Source organism: Shewanella sp. VK101 (assembly GCF_056497865.1).
On the sequence record NZ_CM151402.1, the window covers coordinates 4,237,842 to 4,252,462 of the forward strand.

The 14,621-nt window shown below is 52.5% G+C and carries 17 protein-coding genes; 3 read left to right on the forward strand and 14 right to left on the reverse strand.

The genetic code is table 11. From position 1 onward, the window contains the following. Positions 1-39: 39 nt before the first annotated feature. The 5 genes from ACSHSR_RS18850 to rpsF form a co-directional block, all read right to left on the reverse strand. Positions 40-1,365, reverse strand: coding sequence for an IS4 family transposase (locus tag ACSHSR_RS18850; protein ID WP_208184440.1), 1,326 nt, complete (start codon positions 1,363-1,365; stop codon positions 40-42). A 292-nt stretch (positions 1,366-1,657) separates the two neighbouring features. Then, positions 1,658-2,110: a 50S ribosomal protein L9 gene (gene rplI / locus ACSHSR_RS18855; protein WP_025009345.1), complete on the reverse strand. Its 453-nt coding sequence runs from the start codon at positions 2,108-2,110 to the stop codon at positions 1,658-1,660. 30 nt (positions 2,111-2,140) lie between these two features. Then, a complete protein-coding gene (rpsR, locus tag ACSHSR_RS18860; RefSeq protein WP_025009344.1) occupies positions 2,141-2,368 on the reverse strand; it encodes a 30S ribosomal protein S18 in 228 nt (75 codons plus the stop codon). Positions 2,369-2,379: 11 nt separating this feature from the next. After that, positions 2,380-2,685, reverse strand: a complete 306-nt coding sequence (gene priB, locus ACSHSR_RS18865) for a primosomal replication protein N (protein ID WP_028779665.1) — start codon at positions 2,683-2,685, stop codon at positions 2,380-2,382. Positions 2,686-2,693: 8 nt separating this feature from the next. Continuing rightward, a complete protein-coding gene (rpsF, locus tag ACSHSR_RS18870) occupies positions 2,694-3,095 on the reverse strand; it encodes a 30S ribosomal protein S6 (RefSeq protein WP_025009342.1) in 402 nt (133 codons plus the stop codon). A 205-nt stretch (positions 3,096-3,300) separates the two neighbouring features. On the opposite strand from rpsF, the gene ACSHSR_RS18875 reads away from it, so the two are divergent. Continuing rightward, the gene (locus tag ACSHSR_RS18875; protein WP_025886868.1) at positions 3,301-4,044 is read left to right on the forward strand and encodes a DUF481 domain-containing protein; all 744 of its coding nucleotides are present in this window, start codon (positions 3,301-3,303) and stop codon (positions 4,042-4,044) included. A 26-nt stretch (positions 4,045-4,070) separates the two neighbouring features. Here ACSHSR_RS18875 and ACSHSR_RS18880 read toward each other — a convergent pair whose 3' ends face one another. The 9 genes from ACSHSR_RS18880 to zapE all read right to left on the reverse strand — a co-directional run bounded on the left by ACSHSR_RS18880 (position 4,071) and on the right by zapE (position 12,488). After that, positions 4,071-4,592 (reverse strand): hypothetical protein, encoded by a 522-nt coding sequence (locus ACSHSR_RS18880; protein WP_479631040.1) that lies wholly within the window; start codon positions 4,590-4,592, stop codon positions 4,071-4,073. 69 nt (positions 4,593-4,661) lie between these two features. Beyond that, positions 4,662-5,399: a 23S rRNA (guanosine(2251)-2'-O)-methyltransferase RlmB gene (gene rlmB / locus ACSHSR_RS18885; protein ID WP_025886866.1), complete on the reverse strand. Its 738-nt coding sequence runs from the start codon at positions 5,397-5,399 to the stop codon at positions 4,662-4,664. Beyond that, positions 5,400-7,814 (reverse strand): ribonuclease R, encoded by a 2,415-nt coding sequence (gene rnr / locus ACSHSR_RS18890; RefSeq protein WP_028779664.1) that lies wholly within the window; start codon positions 7,812-7,814, stop codon positions 5,400-5,402. A 45-nt stretch (positions 7,815-7,859) separates the two neighbouring features. Further along, positions 7,860-8,480, reverse strand: coding sequence for a tetratricopeptide repeat protein (locus ACSHSR_RS18895; RefSeq protein WP_025009338.1), 621 nt, complete (start codon positions 8,478-8,480; stop codon positions 7,860-7,862). 113 nt (positions 8,481-8,593) lie between these two features. After that, a complete protein-coding gene (locus tag ACSHSR_RS18900; RefSeq protein WP_025886864.1) occupies positions 8,594-9,889 on the reverse strand; it encodes an adenylosuccinate synthase in 1,296 nt (431 codons plus the stop codon). A 65-nt stretch (positions 9,890-9,954) separates the two neighbouring features. Beyond that, positions 9,955-10,143, reverse strand: coding sequence for a DUF2065 domain-containing protein (locus ACSHSR_RS18905; protein ID WP_025009336.1), 189 nt, complete (start codon positions 10,141-10,143; stop codon positions 9,955-9,957). Between the two features lie 116 nt (positions 10,144-10,259). Then, positions 10,260-10,652, reverse strand: coding sequence for a 30S ribosomal protein S9 (gene rpsI, locus ACSHSR_RS18910; RefSeq protein ID WP_025009335.1), 393 nt, complete (start codon positions 10,650-10,652; stop codon positions 10,260-10,262). Between the two features lie 14 nt (positions 10,653-10,666). Next, positions 10,667-11,095, reverse strand: coding sequence for a 50S ribosomal protein L13 (gene rplM / locus ACSHSR_RS18915; protein ID WP_025009334.1), 429 nt, complete (start codon positions 11,093-11,095; stop codon positions 10,667-10,669). Positions 11,096-11,393: 298 nt separating this feature from the next. Then, entirely contained in the window at positions 11,394-12,488 is a 1,095-nt protein-coding gene (gene zapE / locus ACSHSR_RS18920; RefSeq protein WP_062793557.1) for a cell division protein ZapE, read from the reverse strand. A gap of 169 nt (positions 12,489-12,657) precedes the next feature. Here zapE and ACSHSR_RS18925 point away from each other — a divergent pair, with 169 nt between their 5' ends. Both ACSHSR_RS18925 and degQ read left to right on the forward strand, forming a co-directional pair. Beyond that, entirely contained in the window at positions 12,658-13,005 is a 348-nt protein-coding gene (locus tag ACSHSR_RS18925) for a ZapG family protein (protein WP_045283169.1), read from the forward strand. A gap of 149 nt (positions 13,006-13,154) precedes the next feature. Further along, the gene (gene degQ, locus ACSHSR_RS18930) at positions 13,155-14,510 is read left to right on the forward strand and encodes a Do family serine endopeptidase DegQ (protein WP_025009332.1); all 1,356 of its coding nucleotides are present in this window, start codon (positions 13,155-13,157) and stop codon (positions 14,508-14,510) included. The last annotated feature ends 111 nt before the right edge of the window (positions 14,511-14,621 follow it).

The following is a 14,621-nucleotide window of genomic DNA, read 5'->3' on the forward strand; positions in this document are numbered from 1 at the left end:
GCAATAACCCAGAAAACACCCGCCCCGGCGTAATGCCGTTCACTTAGTGTGAACGGCATTTTTCTTAGGCTTAATGGGATACTTGTTTTTACTCATTTTTAACGCACGTGGATAGGCTCTATCCCGTTTCCCATCAAGCTTGAACTGCCTCGCATTACGCACTATGTCCAAGACCTCTCTCGGGACATTTCCAGGCGTTTGAGATGACAGTTGAGTCAGTTTAAAAATGATATAACTCGATGCATCTCTAAAGCTTAATTGGTTCGGATGTAACGACGGTAAGCTCTTAGCCATCAACATCATCTTGTATCTGATGAGGTTATAGGCCAATAGTACCCCCCACAATTCTTGGATAACCAACTCTGGCAATTGACTACGCAACGTAAAGCGACTCTCCAGAAGATGCTGCTTCATCTCCCGATAGCCCACTTCTATCTCCCATCGATGGGCATATAAATCCGCTATCTCTGCCCCCGGATAACGCAAGGGGTCTGTTAATGAGGTCAAAATGGAAACCGACTTACCTTTTATCGTCTTTGTCAGTAAGCGAGCTTCAATATTGTCAGGTAGCATAGGCCACTTCTTTCTGGCTTGAGGCGTGGTGGCTAACTGCACCAGTTGGTCGTGTTTTCCTAAAGAGCGTACCACTTCATATTGTGTCCCTTTCTTCAACGGCAGCAGCCAGTGACTGTTCGGTTGAGCCTGTTGCCAGGCGTGCAAAAGCCCCAACGAATAAAAGCCTCTGTCAAACAGCGTCAGGCTGTTATTGGGTATGCTTGATATCAGTTCGGCGGCTAAATTCATTTCACTGACAGCAACAGAATCAAAGGCACTGTTCAATACCAGGTGGCTGCTTAACTCCATCATGCAAACCATGCGAATTTGAGGATAGGCAGCATCACCAGAAGCGTTGGCGGTTTTGGCGAACACCTGATTGTTTTGCTCACTATCAGGTGTTCGCCACACGACACCATCGACACCGTAGAGGTTGAGCCCACACCAATGAGGATGCTCTGCTCTTTCATGCCAGGTCTTGGCACTTCGCTTAAACACATCCTGAACAACGTCAGAGCCCAATCGCTTACGCGCTTGCGTGACAGCACTGCGCGCAACGTAATCCACCTCTTGCGGTAAGACGATATCAAGCTTATTGATGAGTGAACGGACGGACTCGCCTCTGAACAGAGCCATACCAATCACCGCCCAAATCATGGCATCCATAGGTAACTTACGTCGTCTTAAACTGGCAACACCATGTGAATCAAGGCACGACTGAATTAACTCAGGCTCAAGTACATCGGCCAGACAGGTGAATTCGGTAAGACGATTGATATGAGTACGCGCCAAAGCTTCTGAAAGTTGCATAAAAAAATCCGATGACATGGGGTCATCGGATTTTGATCCTTTCAGTGAGATCGTCAAGCGATCTGTCTTAACTGATCGGCATTACGCCCCGGCGGGTGTTTCTGTAGTTATAGGCAATCCAGTCAGCAGCGGTTCTGCCAGAGATAGCCACAGTAACTGTGGGTAAATGACAGTGTGCTTAAGTTTGGCATTAGCAGGCGAAGAAGAAAGGGGAAAAACCGTCGGCCCCGGCCAGCAAACAGGCATAAAAAAACACCGCCCGGAGGCGGTGTTTTTCTAGTAAAAGCCGGGATTAAGCTTCAGCAACAACAGTTACTTTAACTACCGCTTTTACTTCAGTGTGCAGCTGAACTTCAACTTCGAAGTCACCAGTGGTGCGCAGAGCGCCCAGTGGCAGACGCACTTCGGCTTTGGCCAGTTCAACGCCGGCAGCAGTTACTGCGTCAGCGATGTCACGGGTACCGATAGAACCGAACAGCTTGCCTTCGTCACCGGCTTTAGAAGCGATAACAACCGCTTCCAGAGCAGAGATCTGCTCTGCACGAGCAGTGGCAGCGGCCAGGTCGGCAGCCAGCTTGGCTTCCAGCTCAGCACGACGAGCTTCGAAAACTTTTACGTTCTCAGCGTTGGCAACAACAGCTTTGCCTTTTGGCAGCAGGTAGTTACGAGCGTAACCGGCCTTAACTGATACCTGGTCACCCAGGTTGCCCAGGTTTGCGATTTTATCAAGCAGAATAACGTTCATTATCAATTCCTCTAGCTAGAACAGTGCCGATTACTGATGCAGATCAGTGTATGGCAGCAGTGACAGATAACGAGCACGCTTGATAGCGCGAGCCAGTTGACGCTGATACTTGGCAGAAGTACCAGTGATACGGCTTGGAACAATCTTACCGCTTTCTGTGATGTAGTTTTTCAGAGTAGCGATATCTTTGTAATCGATCTCCGTAACACCTTCAGCAGTGAAACGGCAGAACTTACGACGACGGAAATAACGTGCCATTTGACAGTCTCCTAATTTTTCAATTCGACATTTTCGGCGTGTAACACCAGTCGGCTTTGGCCATTGCGACTCTGTTGTAGAGCCAGAAAACCACTGACTTGGATATCCACACCCGCTTTCAGCTTGTCTGCTACGCTCTTGAAGCGTTCACCACTCAATATCACTTGAAGTTGGCAGTAGACGTTTCTGGGCAAATCGGCCTCGAAACGCTGCGACCTGTGTTCCAGTTGAAGTACCGTGTGAGGTATTCCAGCCGGGCTATCAAAGTGTCTGGACCGAATGACGGTACCGGACAACACCAAGTGATTGGTGGTCACAGAAAAACTTACTCAGCGCTTGCTTCAGCGTTTTCTTGGGTTTCTTCAGCAGCTTTTTCGCTAACGGCGCTGCGACGTGAATCGCGCTCGTCTTTAGCTTTGGCCATTGGAGATGCTTCAGTGATGGCAGCTTTAGTGCGCATCACCAGGCTACGCAGAACGGCGTCGTTGAAACGGAAAGCAGTTTCCAGCTCTTCAACAGACTCTGCAGTGGTCTCAACGTTCATCAGAACATAGTGAGCCTTGTGCAGATCCTGGATTGGGTAAGCCAGTTGGCGACGACCCCAGTCTTCCAAACGATGGATTTGACCGCCAGCTTCGGTGATAACACCTGTGTAGCGCTCAATCATACCTGGTACTTGTTCACTCTGATCAGGGTGAACCATAAATACGATTTCGTAATGACGCATTTAGTGCTCCTTACGGTTATCTAGCCTCGTTGTTGGCTCAGTCAGACCAAATTGAGGCAAGGAACGAAAATTAATGTGACTGAATTAGGCGCGAAATAGTACATAAAGGCCGCGGTAAACTCAAGCAATAACTTTGCCTCGGCCCCATGAGCAGGTATTATGTGACGCTAAATTTATGGCAGTCACAGCAAAAGACATAAGAATAATGACAAGATCCTCTGTATTGGCGTTATTGTTTGCGCTACCGACTTCGGCGTGGGCCTTGGTGCCTCCGGATTATCGCGAGCCTCCAAGCGACTTCACCGCTGAGATTGAGGCCGGCTTTCAGCTCAACACAGGTAACACAGATTCAAGCAGTTTCAACGGTCGTACCAAGTTGGTTTACGACACGGAAAACGCCAAACAGGAAGGAACCCTCAAGGCCTATTTCGCCTCTGACTCTGAAAAAACCACAGCCGAAAAATACGATCTGCAGCTGCAGTCCAACTACAAACTCAACGGCGGCTATATCTTTGGCCGTGGTGAATTCATCTGGGACAAGTTCGGTTCCTACACAGAGATCTACACGGTTTCCAGCGGTTATGGTTTCGATGCCATCAGCACCCGCCGTACCAAGTTGAGTCTCGAAGTCGGCCCGGGTTACCGATACAACATGCCAATAGAAACTGATGCGGCGCCGGATCCTGTGGCCGAGAAAGATGTGATCCTACGGACCGCGGCCAAGTTTGAACAGAAGATCCACGAGTACACCAGCTTCACTGCCGACCTGACCGCCGAGGTGGGCGAAAATAACAATACTCTGGCACTGGACATGGGCTATAAAAACACCCTCTTTCAGGACTGGGCCTTCAAGATAGGCTTCAACGTCAAATATACAGAAGTGGTACCGGAAGGCAGTAAGCAGACAGATACCATCACCACCTTCAACCTGCTCTATACCTTTCAGTAACTCCCGCGCTTGAAGAGCTCTTTCAACTAAAGAGCTCCAAGAAAACGCTCCAGGATTAACGCGGCGCGCTTTTCACCGCGCTCAAGCGCCTGCAAGTAGAGATAGATGGCGATTTCATGCCGCTCCAACAGACGAAAGGCTGCGCCGTACTCAGAGTTGCTCTCGGCATCATCCGCCCACTTGGCATATTTTTGCTGGTAAGGTTCAACCCAGAGAAGCAGCGCCGCAAGCAGTTTATGCCAGGGAAGCTTAAGCCAACTGTCCACTTCTTTGTGCGCCTGCATGCGCACTTGCTCCAACAACGCCTCATCCAGACTCGTCAGCTCAGGCAGCAGTTTCAGCAAAGCCTTGGCAGTATATTGCTCCACCTTGAACAGTAGAGAAAACACGGCTTGGCTTTCTATTAAGTGGCTTTCAGTTAACTGACTTTCAGTTAAGTGGATTTCTGTTAACTGGCTCTCAGTTGCCTGAAAATGATAATCCTGGCCGAGGCGCTCGAAGAACGCCATGCCATAGATTTCACCCAGATAGCCTTGTTGCAGTTGCATGAGATACGGGCCGGCACTGCTATACAATTCATGGCCCGTATTCTCAAGAGAGGCTGCCATATTCGGCAGTTAGAGGCGCTGACGCACAGCTTCGAACAGGCAGATACCTGTTGCCACCGACACGTTCAGACTGGAGACACTGCCAGCCATAGGAATAGAGATCAGGGTGTCGCAACTTTCGCGGCTCAAGCGTCTCAGCCCCTTGCCTTCGGCGCCCATGGCAATGGCCAGAGCCCCCTTGAGGTCGGCCTGATACAGGGTGCTGTCGGCCTCGCCTGCAGTGCCGGCAATCCACACGCCCCTTTCCTGCAAACGCTTCATGGTACGCGCCAGGTTGGTCACCTGAAACAGCGGTACTGTCTCGGCCGCGCCGCAAGCCACCTTGCTGACGGTCGGCGTCAGCCCCACTGAGTTGTCTTTGGGCACTATGACGCCGTGAACCCCGGCCGCATCGGCATTTCGCAGACAGGCCCCCAGATTGTGGGGATCTGTGACACCATCCAGGATCAGCAAAAATGGCGAGTCCGTCTTGTCTAATAAGGCTTCCAGATCGTTTTCGGTCAAGACTTTGGCCGGACGCACCCGGATGATGATCCCCTGATGCTGAGTACTTTCGGCCTTGTCATCCAGTGTCTTGCGGGACGCCTGCTGGGCGCGAATGCCCCACTGAGCCGCCATCTCCAACAAGGGCTTGACCCTGTCATCCTGACGACCACTGAGCAGCCACATTTCCAGCACCCGCTCCGGAGCGTGTTTCAGCAAAGACTCGACCGCGTGAATGCCAAACACCAGTTCCTGTTTTTTCATTTACTTCTTTCTCTTGACTCGTTTGGCTGCCTTGGGCTTTTTCGCCCCGGCGTTGCCGGCAGCCTTGGTTGATTTGCTCTTGGCGGATGCGCCTGTGGACTTAGACTTGGCGCTCCCTTTACCTGCCGGCTTCTGTGCCTTGGCCGAGCGGCGGGCTCCTTCAATATTGACCCTTTCCCGTGCGGTCAGCGGCTTACTCTTGCTGCGGCCTTTACGGCGCTGGCTGCGTCCCTCTTCGTCCACCATCAGCAAGTCAATCTGTCTGTCGTCCAGATTGACCGAGGCGACTTTAACCGTCACAGCGTCGCCAATCTGGTAGATCTGCCCTGAGTGCTCACCTATCAGGCGCTGGCGCATGGGATCATACTGGAAGTAGTCGCTGCCCAGGGTGGAGATATGCACCAAGCCGTCAATAAATAGCTCATTGAGGCGCACAAACAGCCCGAAGCTGGTGACGGAAGCCACCACCGCATCGAAGGTGTCACCCACATGGTCCTGCATAAACTCACACTTGAGCCAGTCGGAGACGTCACGGGTGGCTTCATCGGCGCGGCGCTCGGTGTTGGAACACTCTTCGCCAAGCTGATCCAGCTCATCGAGCTGATAGTGATAGCCGCCGTCCGGGGTCCACTTGTCGCTCGCTTCACCACGCTCTTTGGCGAGCAGGTAACGGATCACCCTGTGCAACACCAAGTCAGGATAACGGCGAATCGGCGAAGTAAAGTGAGCATACTCCTCCAGCGCCAGACCAAAGTGGCCTTCATTGTCCGGTGTGTAAGTCGCCTGGCGCATGGAGCGCAGCAACATCACCTGAATGAGTTCGGCATCGGCGCGACCCTGGACTTTTTCCATCAGCGCCTGGTAGTCACTGGGTTCGGGTTCGAGACCGCCACCCATGGAGAGCCCCCGCTCAGCCAGAAACTCCTTGAACTGAGTCAGCTTCTGCTCGGATGGCGCTTCGTGCACCCGATAGAGGACTTCACCCTTGTGCTTTTTGACAAACTTGGCCGCCGCCACGTTGGCGAGGATCATACACTCTTCGATGATCTTGTGCGCCTGGTTACGGGCTCTGGGCACTATCTTGTCTATCTTGCGCTGCTCATTGAAGATGAACTGGGTTTCCAGCGTCTCAAAGGCGATGGCGCCACGGTTGGCCCGCTGGCTATCGAGCGCCAGATACAGCTCCTGCAACACCTTGAGATGCGGCAGTAAAGGCTTATGCTCTTCCAGGCCTTCTTCGCCTTCCAGCATGGCCGCCACCTGGGTATAGGTGAAACGGGCGTGGGAATGCATCACCGCCGGATAGAACTTGTAGCCGGATAACTTACCCGACGCCGACACTGTCATCTCGGCCACCATACAGAGACGGTCAACTCCCGGGTTCAGGGAGCACAGGCCGTTGGAGAGCTTTTCCGGCAACATGGGGATCACCTGTGACGGGAAGTACACAGAGTTTCCTCGGGCACGGGCTTCTTGATCCAGCGCCGATTGAGTACGCACATAATAGCTGACATCGGCAATGGCCACCCACAGGCGCCAACCGCCGCTGCGCTTGCGCTCGGCATAGACAGCATCGTCAAAGTCGCGAGCATCTTCACCGTCTATGGTGACCAAGGGCAGTTGCCGCAGGTCGACCCGACCTACCTTGTCCTCTTCCTGCACTTCATCGGATATTTTGCGCAGTTTCTTTTCGATTGCGGCAGACCAGGTATGGGGTAGATCATAGTTGCGCAGGGCAATTTCTATCTCCATGCCCGGCGCCATCTCTTTACCCAGCACCTCAACCACCTTACCGGCGGCTTTGACATAGCGCCCCGGCCTGCGGGTGAGTTCCACCACCACAACATCGCCCTGACGGGCGCCGTTGCGATCGGCGTTGTCTATCAATATTTCCTGGGTAATACGCTTATCATCGGCAATAACAAAGGCCATGCCACAATCGACATGGAAACGCCCCACCAAGGCGGCGGTTCGCTCGGCGACCAAGCGCACTATACGAGCTTCGCGGCGCCCCTTGCGATCGACTCCAGCCTTCTGCGCCAACACCTTGTCGCCATGGAAGTATCTGAGCATGTCACCATGGTTGATAAACAGGTCATCACCGCCTTCATCGGGACGGAAGAAGCCATAGCCATCTCTGTGGCCCAGCACAGTGCCCTGGATCAAGTCCATCCGCTCCGGCAGGCCATAACACTGGCCGCGGGTAAATACCAGCTGACCATCGCGCTCCATGGCACGCAGCCGACGCCGCAGCGCCTCGAGTTGTTCTTCGTCGGAGATGTTGAGGGCCGTGGCGATCCGCTCACGATTCAGGGGAGAGGTCTGCGAGCGCAGATATTCCAATATAAATTCCCGGCTGGGGATGGGGTTGTCGTACTTATCTTGTTCTCGCTCAAAATGAGGATCTTTTATCATTCAATTTCCAATTTTTTCGTTGTCGCATCCAGTGCGACAAGCTAGTTAACGGCTTTGCAGATGTTCCTTTTTGGCCTTCTCCACCTGACTGGCGGGCATTTTAGCCGCTAACAGCTGCAATAATCTTTTGGCGTCTTGCTGGGTCTGTTCATCGCTGAACACCTGGTTGTAGAGCCAGTGATACCCCAAGACATAATCCCTTGGGCTGCCATAACCCTTGGCAAACAGCTCGACCAGCATCATTCTGGCCGGCAGGTCACCGTTGGCGGCAGCGGGTAACAGGTACTGCACCGAACGTTCTTTGTCCTGCAGTACAAACTTGCCATCTTTATAATACTCGGCAATGCGCACCATGGCTTCGGCACTGCCCTGCTCGGCGGCATCCCTGAGCAGCGATATTCCTCTGGGCGGATTGGCCTTGACGCAGATGCCGAAATTAAGCATCTCACCCCAGAGGTACTGGTACAACGGCTGCTTGAGTACTTCGGCGCGCGCCTCAATATCCTGCACCAGCTGACAGTCATCGGCTTTGACCCGGGTCAGGTATTGTTTGCTGCGAATAAGCTCCAGCAGTTCTTCCTGGCTGTAGATATCCACGGCCTTGGTTTCTTCGGCCAACACATTGGCACTGGTTACTAACAAGAGTAATAGGGCTATACGCAACATAAGCTGTCCTGATGACAAATAGACTGTCTTTTCATCGGCAGTATAACCCAATTCTTAAGGGCAAACAGTGTAAGCCCCATAAACGAAAAAGGCCGCTTAGGCGGCCTTTTTACTTAACTGAATGGATTCACCAGAATCATGGTCTCATTCCGGTCAGGCCCGGTTGAGATGATATCGACAGGTGTTTCCAGCAGTTCTTCAATCCGCTTGATATAGTTGATTGCTGCCTGTGGCAGTTGCTCCAGTGAAGTGGCACCAAAGGTGTTTTCACTCCAGCCTGGCATGGTTTCATACACAGGAGTAACGTGCTCGTAGCCTTCGGCCGCCAGCGGAGTCACATTGGACACAGTACCGTCTGGGTGCTGATAGCCTACGCAGAGCTTCACTTCTTTCAAGCCGTCCAAAACGTCGAGCTTGGTCAGGCAGAAACCACTGATGCTGTTGATCTGAACCGCGCGGCGCATAGCCACTATGTCCAACCAACCCGGACGACGCTTACGACCGGTTGTCGCACCAAATTCCTGGCCCTTGGTTCCCAAGTGATCGCCGATTTCACATTCCAGTTCAGTCGGGAATGGGCCGGCACCCACACGGGTGGTATAAGCCTTGATGATGCCGCAAACATAATCCAGATGACGAGGGCCGAATCCTGAACCTGTTGCCACACCGCCTGCAGTAGTGTTGGAAGAGGTTACAAATGGATAAGTACCGTGGTCGATATCCAGCAATGTGCCCTGAGCGCCTTCAAACAGTATGTTGTCGCCATTCTTGCGGGCTTGATCCAGCAATTCGGTGACATCCACACACAGACCTTTCAGGTAGTCTGCCAGTGCCAGCGCGTCATCCAGAGTCTTCTGGTAATCAACGGCTTCGCACTTATAGTATTCGGTCAGCATAAAGTTGTGATAGGCCATCACTTCTTTCAGCTTCTCGGCAAACAGTTGTGGATTGAAGAGATCCCCTACGCGCAAACCGCGACGGGAAATTTTATCTTCATAAGCCGGGCCGATGCCGCGCCCTGTAGTACCGATAGCCTTGTTGCCACGCGCTTTTTCGCGAGCAATATCCAGCGCACAGTGGAAAGGAAGGATCAGAGGACAAGCTTCAGAGATCAGCAGGCGTTCCTCAACCGGAATACCTTTCTCTTTCAGCATGCCGATCTCTTTCATCAGAGCATCGGGCGCCAAAACCACGCCGTTGCCGATAATGCACTTGACGTTATCGCGCAGAATGCCTGAGGGGATCAGATGAAGAACGGTTTTTTCACCATCGATAACCAGAGTATGACCAGCGTTGTGGCCACCTTGGTAACGGACTACGAATTTTGCCTGTTCGGTCAGAAGGTCGACAATCTTACCTTTTCCCTCGTCACCCCATTGAGTGCCGAGAACAACTACATTTTTGCCCATTGTTTGCTGCAAGGTTGCGGTTAAAGCAGGATTCTAACAGATATTGGCATGGAAGGGGCAAGTATTTATGAAAAAATAATCAATATGACAATTCCTGCAACAACCAGGACGCCGCCCAGGCGTTGCATGATAGCTGTCGGTTGGGAAGCCACTTCCAACAGGTAACGACGCCAGCGGTTGGGGAATAACAAGGGCCCCACCCCTTCCAGGATCAATACCAAACCCAAGGCCATCAACAGTAGTTGCCAACTCATGTTTCACCCCATTTAAACCTGCCACAACAACCCTGAGTATACAGGGCTGCCAGGGATAAATCTCAGCCATAAAAAAACCCAGCGTACGCTGGGTTTTTGGTATCTCGAAAGCGATATTAACGCTTGGAGAACTGTGGCTTACGACGTGCTTTACGCAGACCAACTTTCTTACGTTCAACCTTACGAGCATCGCGGGTTACATAACCAGCAGAACGTAAAGTAGGACGCAGAGCTTCGTCCAGCTCCATCAGAGCACGGGTGATACCGTGACGGATAGCGCCGGCTTGGCCAGTGATACCACCACCCTTAACAGTTACATAGATGTCCAGCTTTTCAGTCATTTCAACCAGCTCAAGAGGTTGACGAACAACCATACGAGCGGTTTCACGACCGAAGTAAACATCCAGAGGACGTTGGTTAACAACGATATTGCCACTACCTGCTTTAGCGAATACGCGAGCAGTTGAAGTTTTGCGACGGCCAGTGCCGTAGTACTGAGTTGCAGCCATTTGCTTAATCCCGTTTAGATATCAAGAACTTGAGGTTGTTGTGCAGCGTGGTTGTGCTCTGCGCCAGCGTAAACTTTCAGCTTACGGAACATGGCACGACCCAGAGGGCCTTTTGGCAACATACCCTTGACTGCTTTCTCGATGATCATTTCTGGCTTGTGAGCTTGCAGCTTCTCGAAGCTGATTTGCTTGATGCCACCTGGGAAGCCTGAGTGCGAGTAGTACGTCTTGCCTGCAGCCTTGTTACCGGTCACAGTTACTTTCTCGGCGTTGATCACGATGATGTAGTCACCGGTATCTACGTGAGGAGTGTACTCAGCCTTGTGCTTGCCACGCAGACGCAGAGCGATTTCAGTGGCGATACGACCCAGGGTCTTACCTTCGGCATCAACAACGTACCAGTCACGAGCTACAGTTTCTGGCTTAGCAGTAAAAGTCTTCATTATTACAAAAACCCAAAGTTAAATTCTGTCACATGCTACCTGCGGATGCAGATAACACAAAAATGCCTTTCTCTGCCCCTTCGAGCAAAGAATCTGGCTTTTAAATCCGCCCAATCGGCGGAGTAACGTGGGCAGGTGGCGGATTATAGACAAAGCTGAACTAAAAATCACCTGCTTTTTGAGATCCCGCCGTAAAAGACGATCTTTTTCAGGTCGTTACCGCTTTGGCACCATCAACGCCTTGGTCACCGTGCTCATTCGGTTGGATTGTCGGCAACAAAACGGGGGCAATCATCCCCTATGGCAGGTGCTCCAGAGCCAGGTAATCCCGGGACTGCATCTCAATCAGACGGGAGCGGCAGCGACGAAATTCAAAACTCAGCTGCCCATCTGTGTAAATCTGCTCGAGCGGTACCTCGGCCGAGATGATAAGTTTCACATGCCGCTCGTAGAACTCATCCACCAGCGCCAGAAACCGGCGGGCAATATCATCCCCTGTCTGCTGGGCGCCCATCTGTTCCAGGCCACTGAGCAACACTGTGTGAAACAACTGCGCCAATTCCATATAGTCCCGCTGACTGCGCGGCCCATCACACAGCGCTCGGAAGTCGGCCAGCAAAACACCCTGGGCCTGCTTACGGATCACTATGCTGCGCCCATCTATCTCCAGCGGCGTTTCAGAGACCTCAGACTCAGGCGCCAGTTGGGTGAAATAACGTTGCAAATTGCACTCGGCGGTTTCATCCAGCGGGTGATGGTAGATCTCGGCCTGTTCCAGGGTCCGCAGTCTGTAGTCGATTCCAGAATCGACATTCAACACCTGGCAATTGGCCTTGATTTCGGCGATGGCTGGTAAAAATCTGGCCCGCTGCAAACCATTCTTGTAAAGGTCGTCCGGCACTATGTTGGAGGTGGCCACCAAGACCACCCCCTCCTTGAACAGGGCCTCGAACAGCGTGCCCAGCAACATGGCATCCGTGATGTCCGAAACAAAGAACTCATCAAAGCAGATCACCCGATATTGCTGCGCCATCTGTTTGGCTATCACCAACAGCGGGTCCCGGGTTCCCTTGAGCTCGTCCAGTTCCCGATGAATTCTGTGCATAAATCGATGGAAATGCGCTCTCAGTTTCTGCTCACCCGGCAGGGCATCGAAAAAGGTGTCCATAAGATAAGTCTTGCCGCGCCCAACACCGCCCCAGAGGTAAAGCCCCTGAACCTTGCTGTTTTTTTCCCGGCTGAACCAATTGCGCCATCCGGACTTTTGCGGCCTTTGCAGCTCATCATAAACACGCTGCAATGCCTTTACCGCTTGCTCCTGCGCCGGGTCATGGCTGAAATCCTCACGGGTGAGATCTTGTTGGTAATGCTGCCAGGGGGTTAACTGCGACACTTGAATTCTTCTCTTTTAACCTTATTTGATGGGTACCTAACCCAACTCACGCAACAGAGTTGGGGCGGCAAATGGTATCATGAGACCCACGCTCGGGGTATATTTTGCCAGGTATCCCTATGGGGTCGAGCAAGAGCATAAGACACAAAGACAAACTTAAGGAGTCGATATGGAATGGCCACTGGTGTTTGCGGCTTTCATTCTGGGGTTGATACTGGGTTATATCGGCAAGACCTTGGTCAGCCGGGGGCTAGGCAAGAGCAGTAAAGGGGCTGCCATAGAGCGCAGCAAGATGGAATTGAGCCAACACAAGCAGGAGGTCAGCGATCATCTGGCCGAACAAAGGGCACTGCTGGGACAACTGACAGAACAGATCAATCGCCTCAATCAGCATTGGAATCAGGGCAGCCAAAGATTGGCCAAAGAGGAGCAACTGGCCCCTTTGCCAGCTATGCTGACCAGTGTGCCTGACACGGAAGAACGGCCAGAGACTGCGTCCCCTGTCAGCGTGCAATAAAAATTAATCTTTGTTAATGAATGATGAACTTTTTAAACAGGATTAAAGTCGGATTAATTACCGGACGCTCGTAAGAGCCTTTATGATTCAGCCACCTCGGTGGCAAACAGTACATGGTTATTTGATCCCGTATTAGGAGCAATGCATAGATGAAGACCAAGTTATCTCTTGTTTCCGCCGCCCTCCTCGGGGCCACCCTGACACTGGCCCCTGTAGTCTCCCAGGCCGCGCTGCCACAAGCCGTAGACGGCCAAACCATGCCGAGTCTGGCACCCATGTTGGAGCAAACCACACCTGCGGTTGTCTCTGTGGCTGTTTCCGGCACTCAGGTTTCCCGCCAACGGGTACCGGATATATTCCGCTACTTCTTTGGCCCTAATGCCCCGCAGGAGCAAGTACAGGAGCGACCGTTTCGCGGTTTGGGATCCGGTGTCATCATAGATGCCGACAAGGGCTATATAGTTACCAACAACCATGTAATCGATGGCGCCGATGATATTCAGGTGGGTCTGCACGACGGCCGCGAAATCAAGGCCAAGTTGATAGGCAAAGATAAAGATGCCGATATCGCCCTGCTGCAGATTGAGGCCGACAACCTCACGGCAGTCAAATCTGCCGACTCGGATGACTTGAGGGTTGGCGACTTTGCCGTGGCCATAGGTAACCCCTTCGGTCTTGGGCAAACCGTGACTTCAGGTATTGTCAGCGCTCTGGGGCGTACAGGCCTTGGCATAGAGATGCTGGAAAACTTCATTCAAACCGATGCCGCCATTAACAGCGGTAACTCAGGCGGCGCCTTGGTTAACCTGCGCGGCGAGCTTATCGGTATCAATACCGCCATTGTGGCTCCCGGCGGCGGTAACGTAGGTATCGGCTTCGCGATACCGGCCAACATGGTTCATAGCCTGGTGGATCAGATTATCGAACACGGCGAAGTCCGCCGCGGCGTTCTGGGGGTCATGGGTCGGGATCTGGACAATGAACTGGCTCAAGGCTTCGGTCTCAAGACCCAACACGGTGGCTTTGTCAGCGAAGTAATGGAAGGCAGCGCCGCCGATAAGGCGGGCATCAAGGCAGGCGATATTATCGTCAGCATTAATGGCCGCAAGATCAAGAGCTTCCAGGAATTGAGAGCCAAGATTGGCACCATGGGTGCCGGCACCAAGGTAGAGCTTGGCCTGATACGTGATGGTGATGACAAGACAGTCAAAGTCACTCTGGGTGAGGCCAGCCAAGTGAAAGAAACTGCGGCCGGCGCCGTTCATCCTATGTTGGCCGGTGCCACTCTGGAGAACAGCAAGAAAGGTATCGAGATCACCGATATCGCCCAGAATTCTCCAGCGGCCATGAGTGGCTTGCAAAAAGGTGACTTGATTGTTGGGGTCAACCGTACCAAGACCGCCACTCTCAAAGCGCTGAAAGAAGAACTCAAAGAGCAACAAGGCGCAGTGGCACTGAAGATAGTCAGGGGCAACAGCAGCCTGTATCTGATCCTCAGAGGTTGACAGTCATCCGGAAAAAGCGGGGATAACCCCGCTTTTTCTATTTCCGGTGCCCAATTCAGGGCAAAATTGACTTCCTGAGCCTTGACTATTGTTCGCAAGAGCAAGAAACAT